Here is a 20,429-nt window from a genome sequence, read left to right as displayed (position 1 = left end):
TGCTGAGCCACACACCGCCTAAACGTCCGCCAGCTCCCCGCCGAAGGCAGCCGCCAGCCGCAGCCACGGCGCGGCCTCCTCCGGCCGGCCCTGCCGTTGCAGCGTCCGCCCCAGCAGCAGGTGCGCGTAGTGCTCGACCGGGTCGCGGTCCACGATCTCGCGCAGCTGCGTCTCGGCCTTGCCGAGCTGCGCCGAGTGGTAGTACGCGCGGGCCAGCAGCAGGCGGAGGTCCGTCTGGAACGGCACCTCGCCGGCGACGTCGGCCAGCAGTTCGGCGGCCCGGATGTAGTCACCGGACTCGAACACCAGCTGCCCGCGCTCCCACTTCTCGGCGGGAGTCTCGACGTGGCCCTCGTCGAACAGGTGCCTCACGGTCACCCAGCGGTCCGCCGCCACCCCACCAGGCCGGTAGCTGCTGAAACCCGTGCTGTCGTGCACCGAGAACTCGTTGTTCATCGATCCTCCCTTCCGGCCCGTACAACGTCTTGCAGGGCAAGGTATTCCCACGTGTGGTCCTGCCAGATCCGCCGCGACCGCTCCTGCGGGTAGGCGGTCACCGAGTCCTCGACGTCGAACACCCGCGTCAGGCGGTCCGCGGCGTAGGCGGGCCACCCCGGGTCGCCGTGCACGGCGAAGCCCGTCCACGCCCGCCGCATGCGGGCGGAAACCTGTTCCGCCTCGGGCGTGACCTCGCCGAGCACCGCGGACGACTGCCCGCGGTCGATGGTGCCGAACACCAGCGGCACGTCGATGCCGTGGCACGCGCGGAACGTCTCGGTCGGCGACCAGGCGACCACGTAGACGTGCGCCCGGCCGCCTCCTGCCACCTGGGCCTCCGCGAGGTGCAGCGACGGCATGCGGAAAAGCCAGTCCGAGCAGACCAGTTCGAACAGTTCCTCCGGCTCCAGGTCCGGGTAGGCGAGGCCGGGCGCGAACACCGCTGCCGCCTCCGCCGCCTGCTCCGGCGTCACGTTGCCTACCACCCCCTCCAGCACGGAAAGCAGGCGTTGCTCGTGCAGCGTGTGCCCGCAGACCAGCTCGACGTCCCGTGCCGCGCCCGCTCTCAGCGCTTCCCACGGCGTCACCGGGAGGACGTCGCCGTCGACCACGGGCGCGAACGGGATCCGCTTGTGCGCGGCCTGGCCCCACCTCGAGACCTCGTGCATGCGCGCCATGACCTCGTCTCCCGCCGCGGGCAGGAGTTCCGGTTCCACAGTGGACAGATCGGCGGCGGTGGGGCGCAGCCCTAGTTCGGCGGCGCAGGAGGCGGCGATGTCGGCGGCCAGCTCCCTGCTGAAGAACACGCCCGGCACGCTGCTCGCGATCGCCCGGTGGAACAGGCCCTTTGCGCGCGGCATGGCGAGCAGTGCCGCCACCGAACCGCCTCCCGCCGACTGCCCGAAGACCGTCACGCGGCCCGGATCGCCGCCGAAGGCGCGGATGTTGTCGCGCACCCACTCCAGTGCCGCGACCTGGTCCAGCAGCCCGCGGTTCGCCGGTGCGCCCTCGATCTGCCCGAAACCCTCGATGCCGACGCGGTAGTTGAACGTCACGACCACCACGCCGCCGGACGCCAGCCGCGTGCCGTCGTACTCGGGCAGTCCGGACGTGCCGACCGTGTAGGCGCCGCCCTGGATCCACACCATCACCGGCAGGTCACCGGTGAGGCCGGGCGACCAGACGTTCAGCGTCAGCCAGTCGTGCCCCGCGGAACCGATCGTGTCCATGCCGAACACCCCGGCCTGCGGTGGCGGCGGCCCGAACTCCAGCGCGTCCCGCACGCCGTCCCACGGCTCGACCGGCTGCGGCGCGGCGAACCGCCGGGGGCCGACCGGCGGCGCGGCGAACGGGATGCCGCGGACCACCACCGTCCCCGACCCGGTGGCGCCACGAACCGTTCCCCCGGTGACCCGAACCTCGACCATGCGCGGATGGTGGCCCGATCGCCCGCGGAAAGCGAGGGAATTACGTCTTGGCACCGTTCAGATCCGGGAACGCGACGTCCTTGAAGTACGTCGTCGCCTCCTGCCGCCGCAGCTCACCGAGCTTGTCGATGAACGCGCACGCGGCCTTCTCCTGCACCGCCCGTTGCTCGGCGTCCTCGCTCACGGGGAAGTTGCCCGGCGCCGTCTTCCACTCCAGGTACGCGGCGGTGACGGCCATCTCGCTGTTGCGCAGCAGGATCCACGACTGGTCCCACCGGTAGAACGCGCGCAGCCCGGTGAGGCCGGCGACGACCACGCCCGCGAGCGAGATCACCACCTCCTTGTTCGCGTAGTCGAGGCTCGTCAGCACCGGCAGCGAGGCGCCGACGAGGATCACCAGCATCCCGCTGATCCGGTAGAAGCGCCGGTGCCAGCGGGCCCGGACGTCGTAGAACGTCCGCAACCACATGGCGTACGCGTCCGCCGTCGCGACCACGCCGTCGCTCATCTCCGCGATGCGCCTCGGAAAGATCGGGATGGTCCTCATCTGGTTCCCCTCACCCGAAAACGGCTCCCCGATGCGCAGAGTAGGGGACGGCTCAGGCGGTGACGACGACTTTCGCCCGCGCGTGCTCCGATTCCACGTGGCGGATCGCGTCCGGCGCGCCGGTCAGCGGGTAGGTCCGCTCGATCACCGGCACCAGCCGCCCCGACTCGGCCAGCTCCCGCAGCGCGGCCAGGTTCTCCCTGCTGGGCTTGGCTTCCAGCACGACGAGCCGCTGCCGGGTGAACCACGACAGCACCTTGCCCTGGATGATCAAGCGGTACGGGCCGAACAGCACGCCGCCGGTGAAGCTGCCGCCTCCGGACAGCACCAGCGTGCCGTCCGGGGTGAGCAACGACCGCAGCGCGCTCATCGACCTGTTCCCCACCAGGTCGAACACGACGTCGTAGACCTGCCCGGTGCGGGTGAAGTCCGTCGTCCGGTAGTCGACGACGTGGTCCGCTCCGACCGAACGGACCTGCTCGACGTTGCGCGTGCTGCACACCCCGGTCACGACGGCCTTGCGCGCCTTGGCGATCTGCACCGCCATCAGCCCGACCCCGCCGGACGCGCCGTTGATCAGCACCTTCTGCCCCGCCTGGAGCTCCCGCAGGCCCATCCACGCGGTGTTGCCCGCCAGCGGCAGCGTCGCCGTCTGCTCGAACGTCAGGTTGGAAGGCTTGTGCGCCACCAGGTGCGCGGGCACCCGGACGTACTCGGCGAACGCCCCCTCGACCTCGCCGAACACCTCGTCCCCCACCTGGACCATGCCGCTGACCCCGGGCCCGACCTCCTCGACCACACCCGCGAAGTCCATCCCCCGGATCCGCGCCCTGGGTCCCCTGAGCCCCAGGAACAGGCGGGCGAAGTACGGGTCGCCGCGCATGACGTGCCAGTCGGCGGCGTTCACCGACGACGCCCGCACCCGCACCAGCACCTCGCCGGCCGCGGGCACCGGCCTGTCGACCTCTCTCAGCTCCAGCACGTCCGCGGAGCCGTACCTGTCCTGCACGATGGCCTTCATCGCGTCCTCCCTCGCTTGCGGGAGAAGGTAAAGCGCGGGAACGCCCTCACACATCCGGGACGTTCCCTAGGTGTGATGTCCAGGGACGTTGTTCCGGAAGTTCGTCCGGTGGCAGGCGCGGGCGAGAGACCCGGAGGCGGTGCCGCCGCGATGCCCTCGTACCGGGCGTGTTCGGGCGTCGCGGCGGCGCCGCCTCCGGGGCCCTCGGCCGCTACTGCCACCCGACGAACTTCCGGGGCGCGACCTGGCGCCCACCCGACATCATCCGGGCTTATAGCGGCAGCTGCTCGCCCGTCTGCTCCTTGACGAGGTACTCGGCGTACCACTCGGGCCAGTTCTGGTCGTACTCGCCGCCGTTGCGCTTCTCGTGCTCGCCGTGGGCCGCCGCGGCCCTGCGCAGCGCCGCGGCCACGTCGGTGATCGACGCGTAGGACGTCTCACCGGGCTCGACGCGGCCGGGCAGGCGGGTCGTGACCTCCTGCAGGACCCAGGTGTTGCCGTCCGGGTCGGCGAACTCGGCGCGGGTGACGTAGCTGCGGCGCTCGGGGTCCGCGCCTTCGACGGGGCCGTCCGGGGTCGGGTGGTAGAGCGGGCCGACCTCGATCCCCTCGGCCACCAGGGCCTCGTGCGCCGCCACGACGTCCGGGACGACCAGGAAGTGCCGGCCTGAACCGGGTTCGGCGGTCGTGATGCCCTCACCGAAGTGGATGGAGGCGCCGGAACCGCGCGGGGTGAACTGGACGACCCACGGCGGCGTGACGTCCTGGCGCCAGCCGAGTTTGGTGTAGAAGGCTTTGGCGCGCTCCACGTCCGTGACGGGGATGACGGTGACTTCGAGCTTCATGTCGATCTGGTCGAGCTTCACGGCAGTGCTTCCTTCGCGGTAGTCGGTCATCACACACGTCCCGGGAGGCGCGTCGTGACCTCCTGGAGCACCCAGCCGTTGCCGTCCGGGTCGCTGAACGAGGCGAACGAGCCGTAGCTGGTGCGGGCGGGGTCCGGGCCGGAGACCCGGCCGGTGGTGCCGGCGTGGTGGAAGACGCCGGTCTTGTCGTGGAAGACCTCGCTGACCCGCACGCCGCGTTCGGCGAGGTCCTCGCGGGCCGCCTCGATGTCGTCGACGACCAGGTGCAGGCCCTCGGCGCTGCCCGGTTCGGCGTTCGAGACGCCGGTGCCGAAGATGATCGAGGCGGGCGAGCCGGGCGGGGTGAACTGGACCAGGCGGTAGCCCTCGTCGTCGGCGAACTCGGCGTCGAAGCGCCAGCCCAGCGCCCTGTAGAAGTGCACGGCCCGGTCGACGTCGCCGACCGGGATGACGGTCACCTCGAACTTGTAGTCCATCGGGGTTCATCTCCTTCGGTTGATGACACGAGACTGCTCCGGCAGGGGGCCGCTTCGAACCCGTGGAACACCCTGGTCACCCCCTGGCCCGTAGGCTCGGGCCCGTGTCGGACGAAGGTCTGCTCGGCAGAAGCGCCGAGGGCGAGGCGCTGGATCGACTGCTCACGCAGGCGCGGTCCGGCGCTGGTCAGGTGCTCGTGCTGCGCGGTGAGGCCGGGATCGGCAAGACCGCGCTGCTCGACCGGGTGTCGGCGCGGGCCTCGGGTTTCCGCGTCGCGCGGGCCGCGGGCGTCGAGTCCGAGAGCGCGTTCCCGTACGCCGGGCTGCACCAGCTGTGCGTGCCGTTCCTCGACCGGCTGGACCGGCTGCCCGCGCCGCAGCGCGAGGCGCTCGGCACCGCGTTCGGGATGGCCTCCGGCCCGCGTCCGACGCGGTTCCTGGTCGGGCTGGCGGTGCTGACGCTGCTCGCCGAGGTCGCCGACGAGCAGCCGCTGGTCTGCCTGGTGGACGACGCGCAGTGGCTCGACTCGATGTCCTCGGCGGTGCTCGGGTTCGTCGCCCGCCGGTTGCTCGCCGAACGGATCGCGCTGGTCTTCGTGCTGCGCGAGACCAACGACTACCTGGACGGGCTACCCGAGCTGTTCGTGCGAGGACTGGACGACGCGGACGCGCGGGCGCTGCTCGAGTCCGTGGTCAAGGGGCCGGTGGACGGCCGGGTGCGAGACCGGATCGTCGCCGAGGCGCGGGGCAACCCGCTCGCGTTGCTCGAGCTGCCCCGCGCGTGGACCGCGGCCGAACTCGCCGACGGGCTGGACGCCGAGCCGCTGACCAGCCGCATCGAGGCCGGGTTCGCCCGGCAGATCGCGCCGCTGCCCGCCGGCACGCGGCTGCTGATGCTGACCGCCGCGGCCGAACCGCTGGGCGACGCGACCCTGCTGTGGCAGGCGGCCGGCCTGCTCGGACTGGGCGCCGACCCCGCCGCCGCGGCGCTCGAGACCGGGCTGATCGAGTTCGGCGCGCGCGTCCGGTTCCGGCACCCGCTCGTGCGCTCCGCGGTGTACCGCTCGGCGTCCACCGCGGACCGGCTGCGCGTGCACCAGGCGCTGGCCGACGTGACCGATCCGGCCATCGACCCGGACCGCCGCGCGTGGCACCGGGCGCAGGGCACCGCCGCGCCGGACGAGGAGGTCGCGGCCGCGCTGGAGAACACCGCCGGTCGCGCACAGGCCCGTGGCGGGCTGCTGGCCGCCGCCGCGTTCCTCGAACAGGCCGCCGTGCTCACCCCCGAACCCGGCCGCCGGGCCGCCCGCGAGCTCGCCGCCGCACGGGCCAAGCGCGACGCGGGCGCGCTGGAGGCATCACTGCGGTTGTTGTCCGCTGTCGAGGCGGGGCCGCCGGACGAGCTGCGCAGCGCCCAGGTCGAGCACCTGCGCGGGCACATCGCGTTCGACCGGCGCCAGGTCGCCGAGGCCGCTCCCCTGCTGTTCAGCGCGGCCCGCAGGCTGACGCCGTTCGACGCGGACCTGGCCCGCGAGACCCACCTGGAAGCGCTCTCCGCCTCGATCTGGGCCGGTGCGCCACTCGCCGACGCCGCCCGCACCGCTCCCCCGGCGCGCACCCCCGCCTGCGCCCTGGACCTGGTGCTCGACGCGTTGACGACCCGCATCACGTCGGGTTACGCGGACGCCGTGCCGCTGATGACGCGCGCCCTGGACGAGTTGCGCGCGGTGAAGGTGGGCGCCGACGACGTCAGCCGTGCGCCGTGGCTGTTCGGCAACCGTGCCGGCGGGATCGTCGCGACGGAGCTGTGGGACTTCGACACCCGCCGCGCGTTCGCCCAGCAGCAGGTCCGCCTGTCGCGGGACGCGGGCGCGCTCGTGCAGCTGCAGTTCGCGCTGAACTTCTTGGCGGACAACGAACTGCTGGCAGGCGAACCCGCCGCCGCGCAGGCGTTGATCGAGGAGGACCGCCGCATCGCGGAGGTCACCGGCACCCCGCCCGTCGGCTACGCGGTGCTGCTGCAGGCCGCCTACCGCGGCGAGGACCTGGCCACCGCGGCACGGGAGGAGGCCCTGCGCGCCGGGCAGGGCCGGCTGGCCGTGATCGCCGACTGGACCGCCGCGATCCTCCACAACGGACTGGGCCGCCACGACCTGGCCCGCGACGCCGCACTGCGCGTGCCCGACACCCTCGTCTACAGCTGCCTGATCACGTCCGAACTGGCCGAGGCCGCCTCCCGCACCGGCGACACGGCGCTGGTTTCGCAGGCTCTGCAACGCTCTTCGGACTGGGTCGACACCCACTGGTCGTCGGGGATCACGGCCCGGCTCCGCGCGCTGAACGGCGACCCCGGCGCCTTCGCCGAGTCGATCGCGCACTTCGAACAGACGGCCCTGCGCGGCGAACTCGGCCGCTCGCACCTGCTCTACGGCGAGTGGTTGCGCCGCGAGGGCCAGCGCGTCGAGGCCCGCGAACACCTCCGCACCGCACACGAGCTGCTTGTGGCGTCAGGGATGTCGGCCTTCGCAGACCGCGCGGTGCGGGAACTGCACGCCACCGGCGAGACGGCCCGCAAGCGCACCGCCGAGCCCACCGACGAGCTGACCGCGCAGGAGTACCAGATCGCGCGGCTGGCGCGGGAGGGGTACTCGAACCCGGAGATCGGGACGCGGCTGTTCCTCAGCCCGCGCACCGTGGAATGGCACCTGCGCAAGGTGTTCGGGAAGGTGGGGGTGACCTCGCGCCGGCAGTTGCGCGACGCGAGGTTCTGAGCTCAGGTCAGCTGACGGTCCACTTGTACGCGCGGTCGCTCGCCGTCCCCACGATCACACCACTGTTGTTGATGTCGATCGATTCCACGCGGACAGTGCCTTCGGGAAGACCGAGGGCGAGTTCGTCGCCGTCCTTGGTCCAGCGGTACGGGCGCGGTCCGTTCTCCCCAGGGCTCCACCCGACCGCCACACCCTGGTCGTTGATGCTCTGCGGCTCGGCGTCAGGGCCGTACTTGTTCATCGACCCGTCAGCGTTCCAACGAACGCCGAACGTTCCCTCGTCATTCGAGAACTTGCCGGTGCCGACCACGTCACCGTGCCGGTTCACCGCATACGCCATGGTCGGTTCGCCGTCAGCCATCCTGGGGAGCGTGGTCACGCTGCCATCGGGGTTCCACCGCACCGCCAGGGTGCTCAGCCCACTGCCGGAAACGAGTCCGCTCACGTATCCGTTCGGCGAAGCGTCCGTCACATAGCCCCAGGTGGCTCCCTGCGGCAGCTTCATGCTCGTGAGGATGCCGTTCGACCGCCACCTCACCGGGATCTGGCGTCCGTCCTCGCTGGTGGCAGTGCCGTAGGCCGTCCCGAAGTCGTCGATCGCGGTTGCTCGAGCGGTGCTGAAACCGAACGGGACGCTCAGCAGCACATAGGTCCCGTCCGGGTTGAACCGGATGGGCACGGTACCCGGGGACACGAAGGTGGAGCCCACGGCGGCACCGAGGTTGTTGACCTTGTAAAGCCTGGTGACGTGGCTTTCTGGGCCGACCAGCTCGGATGCGCCGTTGCCGTCGAACTTCACGGCGCGGAGCACGTTGTTCCCGAAAGATGCGCCCACCGCGACGCCCGAGTCGTTGATCGAGTACGCCCTGTTGTGGGTGGCGCCCGGCAGGCCACCCAGGTTGGTGATCGTCACGTCCGCGAGCGCCGGAGCGGTGACCGCCGTGGTGGCCAGAAGTGCCGCGGACAGCGCGAAGAAGAGTCTTCGACTCATTTCAATCCCCCAAGAGTTCGTGAGCCGTGCGGTGGTCACGATATACGTCCACCCCGAGTCAACTGACGGTCCACTTGTACGCGGCAATCCCCGCCGAACCGACGATGACACCCTCGTTGTTGATGTCCAGCTGGTAGACGCTGTCGGTGCCTTCGGGCAGACCGAGCTCGAGCTTCTCGCCGTCGTCGTTCCAGCGGAACGGCAACTGCTTGCCCTCGTGGTAGGCCCAGCCGACGGTCACGCCGAGGTCGTTGATGCTCTTCGGCTCCACCCTCGCCGCGAGCTTGGTGATCGCACCGTCGGCGCGCCACCGCACGCCGAACGACTGCTCCCCGTCGTCGGCGGTGCCGACCACGTCACCGTTGCGGTTCACGGCCTGAGCGGTGTTCCTGACGTTCTCCGTGAGCCCGGCAAGCGTGGTCACGCTGCCGTCGGGGTTCCAGCGGACGGCAGTGGTCCCGATGCCGTCGCCGCCGACGAAGCCCACCACGTACCCGTTCGGCGAGGCGGTCGTCACGTGCCCCCAGGTGGCCCCCGAGGGCATCTTCATCGAGGTGAACACACCGTTCGGCCTCCAGCGCACGGGAATCTGCGCATTGGTGATGTGGTCACTGGCGATCCCGTAGGCCGTGCCGGAGTCGTCGATCGCGCTTGCGTAGGCGCGCGTGTAGCCGAACGGCACGCCGAGCACCTGGTAGGTGCCGTCCGCGGCGAACCGGATCGGCCTGGTGCCGCCCGCGGTCGTGAGGCCGGCGCCGACGCCGTTGTTGTTGACCGCGTAGAGATGGGTGAGCGCACCTGCCGGTCCGACGAGCTCGGAGGCGCCGCCCGCGTCGAACTTCACCGCGCTGGTGCGGTACCCGCCGTCGGTGCTGGACCCTCCCACCGCGACACCCGAGTCGTTGATCGCGACCACCCAGTTGACGGCCGAGCCGGGCAGGCCGCCCAGCTCGGTGATCGTCGTGGTCGCGTGGGCAGGTGCCGCGGCGACCACCGTGGCCAGAAGTGCCGTGGACACAGCAAAAGACAGTCTTCGACTCATGTTTCCCCCAGAGTTCGTGAGCCAAGCGGCGCCCACGCTACCCAGAGGCCGAGCGAACCTGCCACCCCTTCACGAAGGTGCTGTGGGGATGCGGCCGTTCGGCCGCATCCCCGGTCCGCGGGTCAGTTCCCGGCGTCGAGCCACTCCCGCAGGCTGGTCGGCTGCAGCTGCGCGCCGGCGTTCGGCACGAGCTGCTTGCCCGTCAGGAACGTGCCGAAGTACTTGGCCTGCGGGTCGCCGACGACCTCGCGCTCGTCCTTGCGGTGCGCCAGAACGGTGCGCACCCAACCGTCCATTGTGAACTCCTCCGGCCCGCCGATCTCCAGCACGCCACCGATCGGCGCGGTCGCGGCGGTCCTGCCGACCACGGCGGCGACGTCGGAGGCCGCGACCGGCTGGACGCCACCGTGCGGGAGGCGCACGACGCCGTCCTGTTCGGCGGAGTTCGCGATGGCACCCGCGAACTCGAAGAACTGGGTGGCTCGGATGATGGAGTACGTGAGGCCCGACTCCTTGATGAGCTTCTCCTGCGCCACCTTCGCGCGCAGGTAGCCGGACTCGGGCAGCTCGTCGGTGCCGACGATCGACAGCGCGACGTAGTGGCCGACGCCCGCCGCGGCGGCGGCCTTGGTCAGGTTCGTGGTGGCCGTGGTGAAGAAGTTCATCACGTCGTCGTCGGCGAACGACGGCGAGTTCGACACGTCCACCAGCACGTCGGCGCCCTTCAGCACCTCCTCGACGCCTTCACCGGTCAGCGTGTTCACGCCGCTGTTCGGGGACGCGGGCACGGCGTCGTGGCCGTGCTCGCCGAGCCGCTTCACGACCTGGCTGCCGATCAACCCGGTGCCGCCGATGACAACGATCCTCATGGGTCCATCCCTCTCGTGTTCGGGTGTTCACGAGCTAAGACAGGACAGGCCCCGAGGTTGTGACAGGCCTACTGGAACGCTCCCAGCTTCGACGGGTTGACCAGCCACAACACCTGGTCGATGCCCTCGGAGGAGGCGGAGATGGTGATCACCGCGTAGGTGCCGTCGTCCTTGCGCAGCCGCACCGCGCTGAGCCCGTTCGCCTCCACGAACGACGCCTCGGCACCGGCCCAGAACGACGGCGCCCAGCCCGAGATGATCTTCGCCAGGGAGGCCGCGCCGAACAGCGGGCGACCGGCCGCCCGGATCGCGCCGTTGCTGTCGGACCAGCTCACGACGTCCTGCGCGAACAGCTCCTCCAGCGCCGCCAGGTCACCGGCCTGCGCCGCCGCCACGAACGCCTCCAGCAGCCTGCGCTGGTCCGCGCGTTCGACGGGCACGCGCCGTTCGTCCGCGAGGTGCTTGCGCGCCCGGCTGACCAGCTGCCGCGTCGCCACCTCGCTGGTCCGCACGATCTCGGCGATCTCGCGGTACGGGTAGTCGAACGCCTCGCGCAGCACGTACGCGGCCCGTTCGGTCGGGGTGAGCTTCTCCAGCAGCATCAGCACGGCGAGCTCCAGCACGGCGCCCCGCTCCGCGCCGACCTGCGGGTCCGCGGAGGTGTCCACGGGCTCGGGCAGCCACGGCCCGACGTAGGTCTCGCGGCGGGCCCGCGCGGTCTGCGACTCGTTGATCGCGAGGCGGGTGACGGCGGTGGCCAGGTAGGCCTCGGGATTGCGCACGGCCGCGCGGTCCGCGAGCTGCCAGCGCAGCCACACCTCCTGCACCAGGTCCTCGGCGTCCGCCACGCTGCCGGTCATGCGGTAGGCGATGCCGAACAGCCTGGGCCGGGCCGCCTTGAACGCCGACTCGGCCTCGTCGAGCTGTTGCGTCATCAGCCACCTCTCCTCACGGCCACCGTAGCGCCGCGAGGAGAGAGGTGTGCTGTGGCGCTTCCTACTCGCAGCTCCAGCGCAGCGGCCCGGAGCCCGACTTGCTGAACAGGCTGTCGTCGTCCCCGGCGACGAACAGCTCCGAGACACCGGAGACGCCGTCGGGCAGCGGGAGCTCCGCCTCGAACGCGGTGGTCCGCCAGACCCCCGCCTTGCCCGTCAACGACGTGCGCTGACCGGTGACGAGCCCGCCCGCGTTGATGGCGAACGCGGATCCGCCGCCCTCGATCGGCGTCACCGCACCGGTGGCGTCCCACAGCAGGGCCTGGGAGTTCGGCCACGAGGTCACCTCGTGACCGACCACCCTGCCGCCGCGGATCGCCTGGACGTACTGGGGCTTGCCGCGGTGCTCGAGCGGCGTCACGACCCCGTTGCGCCACAGGAGTCCCCCGTTCGCGGACGGGTGGCGGAACAGCACCGTGCCGTCGTCGTCCAGGTCCTGCGGGTATCCCACGGACCACTCGATGACCTGGGGCGCCGCCGCGATCGTCGACCACAGGAGCGTCACGCTCTCACCGGTCGCGATCCGCGTGCCGTTGCCGAGCACGTCACCGCGTGCGTTGATCGAGATCGCGTTGTTCGCGCGGTAGCCGGCCGGAGCGGTGAGCTCGCTGATCGTGCCCGCACCCCGGTGCCCGCCCGAGTACCGCAGGGGTGCCCACCGACCGGCGGCCGGGAGGTACCCGTTCACCAGCACGGTTCCCGCGGAGTTCTCGTCGGCCACCTGCGCCCACTGCAGGTGCGCGAGCTCCTGGACCACCTCCGGCTTCCCGCCGGTCCAGAGCACGACGTCATTCGTGTTGGTGCCCGGCCTCAACGAGGTGCCCGAGTAGTTGCCGTGGCTGTCCGTGCCCTTGACCTCCGTGCGCGCGTCCTCGTAGCCGGACGGTGCCGGGACCTTCGACACGACCCAGTCGCAGGTGGCCGGTTCGGCCACCGCGCCCGTCGCCGTGAAAGTGGTGCACACCAAGCTGATGGCAGCGGCCATCGCGAATACACGCATCGTTGATTCCCCCAGAACCAAGTAGACGACGCTCTACACCTACACCAAATCCGCGTGCGGCAGAGGCGTTTCGTGAGCAAACTGACGCGGTGATCACCGAACGTCCCAGCCCGCCGTTGCAGGCGGGCGAACGCGAGACCCTGCGCGCGTTCCTCGACTTCCACCGCGCCACCCTCGCGATGAAGTGCGACGGCCTGAGCGACGACGACCTGCGGCGCCGCTCGATGCCGCCGTCCGCGTTGACGTTGCTCGGCCTCGTCCGGCACATGGCCGAGGTGGAGCGCACCTGGTTCCGCAAGGTCATCAACGGCGAGGACCTGCCGCTGGTGTGGTCGCGGGACAACGACTACCAGGTCGCCTACGACGCCTCGGACTCCACGCGGTCCGAGGCGTTCGCGGCCTGGCAGGCGGAGGTCGAGCACGCGCGCCGCATCGAGCGCGAGGCCGATTCCCTTGACGTGACCGGCTTTCAGCCGCGCTGGGGCGAGGAGGTCTCGCTGCGGCTGGTCATGCACCACCTGTGCCACGAGTACGCGCGGCACAACGGCCACGCGGACTTCCTGCGCGAGGGCATCGACGGCGTCACGGGGGCGTGAGGCCGGCCGCCGCAGGTGGCAGGTCGGCCTGGGCGAGCGTGATCCCGCGGTCCGGCACCACGCCGAAGTGCGTGATCTGCCGGCCCGCGCCGAGTTCGGTGATCCAGTTCGCCGCCGTCCGGAACCGCCCGTACGGCAGGTCCATCAGGTGGTAGCCGCGCGTCACGGCCTTGGCGGGCAGACTCGTCAGCGGCACGCCCAGCGGGTTCGCCACCGCCTGCCAGCCGCCGAGGTCGACCACGAACCCGAGATCCTTGTGCCGGTACTCGCGGGCGGTGCCGTGCCCGAGCGACGCCGCGATGTTGTGCGCCGCGGTCTTGCCCTGGCGTTCCGCGTGCTGGGCGGTCATGGCGGTGATCTCGCCGGGCCGCACCAGGTCCGGCACGGCGGCCGCGTCCCCGGCGGCCCACACGTCCTCGCAGACCTTGAGGTACGTGTCCGTGTCGATGCGGCCGTTGGTCGCGGGCATGTTCAACGTGCTGACGAGCGGATCGGGCCGCACGCCGACACACCACACCACGGTCCGTGTCGGGATCTCGGTGCCGTCGGAGAGCCGCGCGCACGTGGCGGTCATCTCCTTGAGGCTGGTCTCCAGCTTCACCTCGGCACCACGCTTCAGCAGCACCTTCTTCGTCGGCCCGGACAGTCGTGGGTCCAGGCCGGGCAGCACGCGCGGTGCGATGTCGACGAGGATCCACCGGGGCGGCACGTCCTTCAGGCGCGGCAGGTGGCGCCACGCGTCCTGGGTCAGCAGTTGCGTCTGCGCGAGCACCTCCGTGCCCGTGTAGCCGGCGCCCACCACCACGAACGTGCACCGCGCACGGCGTTCCTCGGGGTCGTCGGACTGGTCGGCCAGTTCCAGCTGCCGCAGCACGTGGTCGCGCAGGTGGATGGCCTCGGCGATGGTCCGGAAGCCCTTGGCGTGCTCGGCGACCCCGGGGATGGAGAGCAGCCGGGTGACGCTGCCGGACGTGATCAGCAGCTTGTCGTAGGGCAGCGAGGACGAGCGGCCCTCGACGTCCGTGACGTGGACGCACTTCTCGGGCAGTGAGATGCCGGTGGCCGCGCCGAGCACGAGCCGGGTGCGCTTGAGCTTGTTGCGCAACGGGACGGCGACCCGGCGCGGGTCGAGCACGCCGCCCGCCACCTCGGGCAGCAGCGGGATGTAGAGCATGTAGTCGACGGGGTTGATCGCGACCAGGTCGGCCGCGTCCTCGGGCAGCGCGCGCTCCAGCGTGCGCAGGCAGTGGAATCCGGCGAACCCGGTACCGATCACCAGGACCCGCGGCCGAGCGGACATGCGTCCTCCTCGTACAACCGTCAGTAGAAGCCCTCACGCCGCGCGGAGCTCTTGTGCCCCAGGTCGGCGCTGATCCGTTCCGCGGCGTCGAGCAGCAACGGCACCACCTCGCCGCGGAGTTCCTCGACAGATGATCGCCCCACCGACATCGACGACGCGAGCGCGGCGACCACCTCCCCGGTGCGGTCGCGCACGGGCGCGGCCACCGAGAGCAGGCCGATCTCCAGCTCCTCGGCCACGATCGACCACCCGTCCGAGCGAACCTGGCGCAGCGCCGCCCGGAACTCGCCCGCGTCGGTGACCGTGTGCCGGGTCAACGCGGGCAGCCCTCCCGCGACGACCTCCTCGACCACGACGTCCGGCGCCCACGCGAGCAGCACCCGGCCCATCGACGTCGCGAACGCCGGGATCCGGGTGCCGACGGACACGTTGATGCTCATGATCCGCCGCACCGGCACGCGGGCGACGTAGACGACGTCCCGTCCGTCCAGCGCGGCGAGCGACGCCGACTCCCCCGTCTTCGCCGACAGCTCCAGCAGGTGCGGCTGGGCGAGTTCGATCATCGCGTGCGACGCCGAGTAGTGCTGCCCGATGCTCAGCACACGGGGTGTCAACGTCCAGCGCGTGCCCTCGCTGCGCACGTACCCGAGCCGTTGCAGCGTCAGCAGGATTCGCCGGACCGCCGGGCGCGACAACCCGGTCGCCGTGGCGAGCTCGGCCAGGGTCGGGGTGGCCCGTTCCTCGTCGAACGCCAGCAGCACCGCGAACCCGCGCTCGATGCTCTGGATGAAGTCGCGCTCGTCCGGCCCGCTGGTCATCGCCCCATCCTCCCGCACCTCACCCGTTGACATGCCCGCAACGTCGGTGCACCCTCATGTAACCGCAAAGCGTACAAGTTGTACGCACAGCGTACAGGAGGAGCGGGAGATGACCTTGGATCACCGCACAATCCGCAACGGGTTCGGCAGGTTCGCCACCGGTGTCACGGTCGTGACCTGCCGCAACGACGACGGCGAGCCGCACGGTGCGACCGTCAACGCCTTCACGGCCGTCTCGCTGGAACCGGCGCTGTGCCAGGTCACGCTGACCCGCGAGTCCAAGGCCTGCCGGTTCCTCGACGGCAAGCCGTTCGCCGTCAACGTCCTCGCCGCCGACCAGGTCGACGCGGCGTGGACCTTCGCGGGCCGTCCGCAGGGACGACCCGCGCCCCGCTGGGCCGACGGGCCGACCGCTCCCGTCCTGCTCGGCACCGCCGCGACGATCTCGTGCCTGCCCTGGCGCACGTACGACGGCGGCGACCACCTGATCGTCATCGGGGAGGTCGCGCACCTGCACACCAGCGACGCCGATCCGTTGCTGTTCTTCGGTGGTGCGTTCCGCGAGATCGCGGCGCGCACCGCGGACCACTGGATGAGCTCGGTCGACTGCCCGGACCTCGGGTGGTTCGGCTCCGGCTTCGCCCCACTGCGAACCACTTCGACGCTGAAGGGTTAGGCATGACCACGCAGCAGCAGCAACGCATCACCCGCCCGATGACCGGTGAGGAGTACATCGAGTCCATTCGGGACGGACGCGAGATCTTCCTCGGTGGCGAGAAGATCACCGACGTCACGACGCACCCGGCGTTCCGCAACTCCGTCCGGATGACGGCGCGGTTGTACGACGCGTTGCACGACCCGGACAGGCAGGCCGTGCTGACCGCGCCGACCGACACCGGCAGCAGCGGCTTCACGCACCCGTTCTTCCGCACGCCTCGCAGCACCGCGGACCTATACGCCGACCGCGCCGCCATCGCGGAGTGGGCGAAGATGACCTACGGCTGGATGGGCCGCAGCCCCGACTACAAGGCCGCGTTCCTCGGCACGCTCGGCGCCAACGCGAACTTCTACGAGCCGTTCGCCGACAACGCCCGGCGCTGGTACCAGGAGTCGCAGGAGAAGGTCCTGTACTGGAACCACGCGATCATCAACCCGCCGGTGGACCGCGACCGCAACCCCGACGAGGTCAGCGACGTGTTCATGCACGTCGAGGAGGAGCGCGACGACGGCCTGGTCGTCTCGGGCGCGAAGGTCGTGGCGACCGGGTCGGCGATCACCAACTACAACTTCATCGCGCACTACGGCCTGCCGATCAAGAAGCGCGAGTTCGCGCTGGTGTGCACGGTGCCGATGGGCGCGCCGGGCATGAAGCTGATCTGCCGCAACTCCTACGCCTACAACGTGGACCGCACCACCGGCCCGTTCGACTACCCGCTGTCGTCGCGGTTCGACGAGAACGACACGATCTTCGTGCTCGACCGCGTGAAGATCCCGTGGGAGAACGTCTTCATCTACGGCGACGCGGAGAAGGCCAGCACGTTCTTCCCCGGCTCCGGCTTCCTGCACCGGTTCACGTTCCACGGCGTCACACGCCTGTCGGTGAAGCTCGACTTCATCGCCGGGCTGCTGCTCAAGGGCGTGGAAGCGACCGGTGTCAAGGACTTCCGCGGCATCCAGACCCGCGTCGGCGAGGTCATCGGGTGGCGCAACCTGTTCCACGCGCTGTCCGAGGCGATGTGCGCGCGGGCCGACGAGTGGATCGACGGCGCGGTGTTGCCGCACCTCGACTTCGGGCTCGCCTACCGGTGGTTCATGACGGTCGGCTACCCGCGGATCCGCGAGATCATCATGCAGGACATGGGATCCGCGCTGATCTACCTGCCGTCGTCGGCCAAGGACTTCATGTCCGACGAGACGAGGCCGTACCTCGACAAGTACGTGCGGGGATCGAACGGCATGGACGCCGTCGAGCGCGTGAAGCTGATGAAGCTGATCTGGGACTCGATCGGCAGCGAGTTCGGCGGCCGGCACGAGCTGTACGAGCGCAACTACTCCGGCAACCACGAGGGCGTCCGCGCGGAGATGCTGTTCGCCGCGCAGCAGTCCGGCACGGCTGAGTCCATGAAGGGGTTCGCCGAGCAGTGCATGGCCGAGTACGACCTGAACGGCTGGACCGTTCCCGACCTGTTCAACCCCGGCGCGACCTCGCTGAGCGGAAGGTGACCTCCCGATGACTGCCGTCCACTCCCCCACCGCGGCGGACTCCGGCGCGTCCGCGAGCGCGAACTTCCGTTCCACCGCACGCACCTCCGTCGACGTCCCGCCCGAGCGCGTGTCCACTGTGGTCACCGCGGTGCTCCAGGCCGTGCACTCGGTGATCCGCTCGCACGACGTCACCTACCCCGAGTTCCAGGCCGCGAAGCAGTGGCTGATGGACCTCGGTGAGGGCGGCGAGTGGCCGTTGTTCCTGGACGTGTTCGTGGAGCACGTCGTCGAGGAGGTCGCGGCGCGCACGCAGGACGGCACCAAGGGCAGCATCCTCGGGCCGTACTACCTGCCCGGCCAGGTGGCGTTGCCGGCCGTGTCGGCGTTGCCGATGCGCGCCGACGAGCAGGGCGAGGCGCTCACGTTCTCCGGGCGCGTGACGGATCTGGCCGGACAGCCGCTGGCCGGTGCGGAGCTCGACATCTGGCACGCCGACTCCGAGGGCTACTACTCGGGGTTCGCGCCCGGCATCCCCGACGGCAACCTGCGCGGGGTCGTCGTGACCGATGAGGACGGCCGGTTCGAGATCACGACCGTGCAGCCCGCGCCGTACCAGATCCCGACCGACGGTCCGACCGGCCGGCTGATCGACGCGGCGGGCTGGCACCCGTGGCGGCCCGCGCACCTGCACCTGATCGTGCGGGCTCCCGGGCACCGGCCGATCACGACGCAGCTCTACTTCGCGGGCGGCGAGTACGTCGACAGCGACGTCGCCGAGGCCGTGAAGCCCGAGCTCGTGCTGACGCCCGCCGGCCGGCGCGTCTCGTACGACTTCGTGCTCGAGCCGGCATGAACGACCTCGTGGTCGACGGCGTCGACACCGTCCTGCTCGACGTCCCGCTCGTCCGGCCGCACCGCTTCGCCCGCACCGGGATGGACGCGCAGCCCGTGCTGCTCGTCCACGTCCGGACCGCGGGCGGGGTGGTCGGCCTCGGCGAGGGCGTCGTGCCGGGCGGGCCGTGGTGGGGCGGTGAGTCGGTCGAGACGATGAAGGTCGTCATCGACCGGTACGTCGCCCCTCTGCTGCTGGGCCGCCGAGTCGACGACATCGCGGGCGTCTTCCAGGCCGTGAACGACGTCGTGAACGCCAACCTGTACGCCAAAGCCGCGGTCGAGGTCGCGTTGCACGACGCGTGGGCCCGTTCGCTGGGCGTTCCGGTGCACACGCTGCTCGGCGGGCTCGCGCGCACGTCGATCCCGGTGACGTGGGCGCTCGGCACCGAACCGGCCGCGGTGGTCATCGAGGAGGCGATGGCCAAGCTCGACGCCGGGCACCGCAGCTTCAAGCTCAAGATGGGCGCGCAGGACCCCGCCGACGACGTGCGGCGCGTGTGCGCGATCGCGGAGAAGCTGGCCGGGGTCGCGGGCGTGCGGGTGGACATCAACGCGCGTTGGGACCGGCTCACGTCGTTGCGCTACCTGCCCCAGCTCGCCGACGCCGGGGTGGAACTGGTCGAACAACCCGTCCCGGGCCCCGAGGTCGAGTGGCTCGCGGAGATCAACCGCGCGCTGCCGGTCCCGGTGATGGCGGACGAGTCGCTGCGCACGCCGTCGGACGCGTTGCGGCTGGCGGGGATGCGGGCCGCGGACGTGTTCTCGTTGAAGACGACGAAGTCCGGCGGGCTGCGCGCGACCGCGGCGATGGCATCGATCGCCGCCGCGGCGGGTATTCCGTGTCACGGCGGCACCTCGATCGAGAGCCCGGTCGGCACGGCGGCGTCGCTGCACCTCGCCTGCGCCTCTCCGGCCGTGACGTGGGGCAGCGAGCTGTTCGGGCCGTTGCTCATGCGCGAGGAGCTGCTGACCACGCCGCTGCGCTACGACGGCGGCGACCTGCACCTGCCGGTCGGTCCGGGGCTCGGCGTCGAGCTGGACCCCGCGGCCGTCGCGGCCTTCACCAGGAGGTGACCGTGCTCTTCCACGTGCGGATGGACGTCTCGCTGCCCCACGACATGGACCCCAACCGCCGCGCCGAGCTGGTGCGTGCGGAGAAGGACCGGGCGCTGGAGCTGCAGAAGATGGGCGTGTGGCCCCACCTGTGGCGGGTGGTCGGGCAGTACAGCAACATCAGCGTCTTCGACGTGCCCACCCACGACGAGCTGCACGCGTTCCTGTCGTCGCTGCCGTTGTGGGAGTTCATGCGGGTCGAGGTGACACCGCTCGCGACCCATCCCTCCGATCTGGCGGCCCAACCATGACAGCAGTCCGCGAAGGACTCGTGTGGCGCTCTCTCACCGAGGTGCCCGCCTCCTGGCCGGGGTGCGTGGTGACGATCGGGGTGTTCGACGGCGTCCACCGAGGTCACGCGCACCTGATCGCGACCGCGCGCGAGGTCGCCGGGGACCGGCCGGTGGTGCTGGTGACGTTCGACCCGCACCCGGCCCGGGTGCTCGGACTGCCGCGGGACACGTCCGCGCTGAGCACCGTCTCGCGGCGAGCCGAGCTCGGCCACCTCCTCGGGGTGGACGCGGTCCTGGTGCTGCCGTTCACGCCGGCGCTGGCCGCGCTGACGCCCGCGTCGTTCGTGGCGGACGTGCTGGTGGGCGCGTTGCACGCCGAGGCCGTCGTGGTGGGGGCGAACTTCACGTTCGGCCACCGCGGCGCCGGGACCGCGCAGACGCTGCGGGACCTGGGACTCCCGGCCGTCGGCGTCGAGCTGGTGCACGGGTGTTCGTCGACGAGGGTGCGAGAGCTGCTGCGAAGCGGAGACGTGCGCGCCGCCGCACTCCTCCTGGGCAGACCGCACCGCGTGGAGGGCATGCGCGCCGCCGGCGTCGTCGCGGTGCCACCGGGAACCGCGCTACCTCCCGACGGCCGCTACACGGGCACCGTGGACGGTCACGCGGCGGAGTTGGTCGTCGCCGCCGGCACGGTGCTGGCGGCCGGGCCGGACGGCCCCGCCGCGGTGGAGTTCGCGGACCGATTTACCGCCGCCTAACCGGCCCCGG

21 protein-coding genes are annotated in these 20,429 nt (G+C 71.1%); 8 read left to right on the top strand and 13 right to left on the bottom strand.

Features of this window, described 5'->3' with window-relative positions:
- Nucleotides 1-18: 18 nt before the first annotated feature.
- The 6 genes from BMY74_RS24305 to BMY74_RS24280 all read right to left on the bottom strand — a co-directional run bounded on the left by BMY74_RS24305 (nucleotide 19) and on the right by BMY74_RS24280 (nucleotide 4,834).
- Nucleotides 19-456: a tetratricopeptide repeat protein gene (locus BMY74_RS24305; protein ID WP_089919867.1), complete on the bottom strand. Its 438-nt coding sequence runs from the start codon at nucleotides 454-456 to the stop codon at nucleotides 19-21.
- A complete protein-coding gene (locus tag BMY74_RS24300) occupies nucleotides 453-1,925 on the bottom strand; it encodes a carboxylesterase/lipase family protein (RefSeq protein WP_089919864.1) in 1,473 nt (490 codons plus the stop codon). Before BMY74_RS24300 ends, BMY74_RS24305 begins: the two co-directional genes overlap by 4 nt.
- A 40-nt stretch (nucleotides 1,926-1,965) precedes the next feature.
- Nucleotides 1,966-2,472, bottom strand: coding sequence for a DUF4231 domain-containing protein (locus BMY74_RS24295; protein WP_089919863.1), 507 nt, complete (start codon nucleotides 2,470-2,472; stop codon nucleotides 1,966-1,968).
- Between the two features lie 52 nt (nucleotides 2,473-2,524).
- Nucleotides 2,525-3,493: an NAD(P)-dependent alcohol dehydrogenase gene (locus BMY74_RS24290; protein WP_089919861.1), complete on the bottom strand. Its 969-nt coding sequence runs from the start codon at nucleotides 3,491-3,493 to the stop codon at nucleotides 2,525-2,527.
- A gap of 271 nt (nucleotides 3,494-3,764) precedes the next feature.
- Nucleotides 3,765-4,358: a VOC family protein gene (locus tag BMY74_RS24285; RefSeq protein WP_245786327.1), complete on the bottom strand. Its 594-nt coding sequence runs from the start codon at nucleotides 4,356-4,358 to the stop codon at nucleotides 3,765-3,767.
- A gap of 29 nt (nucleotides 4,359-4,387) precedes the next feature.
- Nucleotides 4,388-4,834 (bottom strand): VOC family protein, encoded by a 447-nt coding sequence (locus tag BMY74_RS24280; RefSeq protein ID WP_089919857.1) that lies wholly within the window; start codon nucleotides 4,832-4,834, stop codon nucleotides 4,388-4,390.
- Nucleotides 4,835-4,938: 104 nt separating this feature from the next.
- On the opposite strand from BMY74_RS24280, the gene BMY74_RS24275 reads away from it, so the two are divergent.
- Nucleotides 4,939-7,605 (top strand): ATP-binding protein, encoded by a 2,667-nt coding sequence (locus tag BMY74_RS24275; protein ID WP_089919855.1) that lies wholly within the window; start codon nucleotides 4,939-4,941, stop codon nucleotides 7,603-7,605.
- 7 nt (nucleotides 7,606-7,612) lie between these two features.
- Here BMY74_RS24275 and BMY74_RS24270 read toward each other — a convergent pair whose 3' ends face one another.
- From BMY74_RS24270 to BMY74_RS24250, 5 genes are all read right to left on the bottom strand, one after another.
- The gene (locus BMY74_RS24270; RefSeq protein ID WP_089919852.1) at nucleotides 7,613-8,596 is read right to left on the bottom strand and encodes an alpha/beta hydrolase; all 984 of its coding nucleotides are present in this window, start codon (nucleotides 8,594-8,596) and stop codon (nucleotides 7,613-7,615) included.
- 58 nt (nucleotides 8,597-8,654) lie between these two features.
- Nucleotides 8,655-9,614: a hypothetical protein gene (locus tag BMY74_RS24265; protein WP_089919850.1), complete on the bottom strand. Its 960-nt coding sequence runs from the start codon at nucleotides 9,612-9,614 to the stop codon at nucleotides 8,655-8,657.
- Between the two features lie 146 nt (nucleotides 9,615-9,760).
- Nucleotides 9,761-10,507 carry an SDR family oxidoreductase gene (locus tag BMY74_RS24260; RefSeq protein WP_089919848.1) on the bottom strand — a complete coding sequence of 249 codons (747 nt, stop codon included), beginning with the start codon at nucleotides 10,505-10,507 and terminating at the stop codon, nucleotides 9,761-9,763.
- Nucleotides 10,508-10,575: 68 nt separating this feature from the next.
- A complete protein-coding gene (locus tag BMY74_RS24255) occupies nucleotides 10,576-11,442 on the bottom strand; it encodes an RNA polymerase sigma-70 factor (protein ID WP_089919846.1) in 867 nt (288 codons plus the stop codon).
- 61 nt (nucleotides 11,443-11,503) lie between these two features.
- Complete coding sequence (locus tag BMY74_RS24250) at nucleotides 11,504-12,466, bottom strand: hypothetical protein (RefSeq protein ID WP_143091691.1); 963 nt, start codon at nucleotides 12,464-12,466, stop codon at nucleotides 11,504-11,506.
- A gap of 125 nt (nucleotides 12,467-12,591) precedes the next feature.
- Between BMY74_RS24250 and BMY74_RS24245 the strand changes: the two genes are divergently transcribed.
- Nucleotides 12,592-13,098, top strand: coding sequence for a DinB family protein (locus BMY74_RS24245; protein ID WP_089919843.1), 507 nt, complete (start codon nucleotides 12,592-12,594; stop codon nucleotides 13,096-13,098).
- Here the strand turns inward: BMY74_RS24245 and BMY74_RS24240 are convergent.
- Both BMY74_RS24240 and BMY74_RS24235 read right to left on the bottom strand, forming a co-directional pair.
- Nucleotides 13,085-14,398: an NAD(P)/FAD-dependent oxidoreductase gene (locus BMY74_RS24240; RefSeq protein ID WP_089919840.1), complete on the bottom strand. Its 1,314-nt coding sequence runs from the start codon at nucleotides 14,396-14,398 to the stop codon at nucleotides 13,085-13,087. The two genes, BMY74_RS24245 and BMY74_RS24240, sit on opposite strands and share 14 nt — an antisense overlap.
- Nucleotides 14,399-14,418: 20 nt before the next feature.
- Nucleotides 14,419-15,216 carry an IclR family transcriptional regulator domain-containing protein gene (locus BMY74_RS24235; protein WP_089919838.1) on the bottom strand — a complete coding sequence of 266 codons (798 nt, stop codon included), beginning with the start codon at nucleotides 15,214-15,216 and terminating at the stop codon, nucleotides 14,419-14,421.
- Between the two features lie 109 nt (nucleotides 15,217-15,325).
- Here BMY74_RS24235 and BMY74_RS24230 point away from each other — a divergent pair, with 109 nt between their 5' ends.
- Genes BMY74_RS24230 through BMY74_RS24205 form a run of 6 tightly spaced genes read left to right on the top strand, consistent with a single transcriptional unit; the run spans nucleotide 15,326 to nucleotide 20,419 of the window.
- On the top strand, nucleotides 15,326-15,892 hold the full coding sequence (locus BMY74_RS24230) for a flavin reductase family protein (RefSeq protein WP_089919836.1): 567 nt from the start codon (nucleotides 15,326-15,328) through the stop codon (nucleotides 15,890-15,892).
- Between the two features lie 2 nt (nucleotides 15,893-15,894).
- Nucleotides 15,895-17,439 (top strand): 4-hydroxyphenylacetate 3-hydroxylase family protein, encoded by a 1,545-nt coding sequence (locus BMY74_RS24225; protein WP_089919834.1) that lies wholly within the window; start codon nucleotides 15,895-15,897, stop codon nucleotides 17,437-17,439.
- Between the two features lie 7 nt (nucleotides 17,440-17,446).
- Nucleotides 17,447-18,274: a catechol 1,2-dioxygenase gene (catA, locus tag BMY74_RS24220; RefSeq protein WP_089919831.1), complete on the top strand. Its 828-nt coding sequence runs from the start codon at nucleotides 17,447-17,449 to the stop codon at nucleotides 18,272-18,274.
- Nucleotides 18,271-19,389, top strand: a complete 1,119-nt coding sequence (locus tag BMY74_RS24215) for a muconate/chloromuconate family cycloisomerase (RefSeq protein WP_089919829.1) — start codon at nucleotides 18,271-18,273, stop codon at nucleotides 19,387-19,389. The genes catA and BMY74_RS24215 overlap by 4 nt, the downstream gene beginning before the upstream one ends.
- 2 nt (nucleotides 19,390-19,391) lie before the next feature.
- Entirely contained in the window at nucleotides 19,392-19,679 is a 288-nt protein-coding gene (catC, locus tag BMY74_RS24210; RefSeq protein WP_089920255.1) for a muconolactone Delta-isomerase, read from the top strand.
- Entirely contained in the window at nucleotides 19,676-20,419 is a 744-nt protein-coding gene (locus tag BMY74_RS24205) for an adenylyltransferase/cytidyltransferase family protein (RefSeq protein WP_089919827.1), read from the top strand. The genes catC and BMY74_RS24205 overlap by 4 nt, the downstream gene beginning before the upstream one ends.
- The last annotated feature ends 10 nt before the right edge of the window (nucleotides 20,420-20,429 follow it).

The sequence above is a fragment of the Lentzea albida genome, from assembly GCF_900111005.1.
Lineage (GTDB): Bacteria > Actinomycetota > Actinomycetes > Mycobacteriales > Pseudonocardiaceae > Lentzea > Lentzea albida.
The sequence above is the reverse complement of the archived record's forward strand: the minus strand, read 5'-3'. Positions and strand labels throughout refer to the sequence as shown.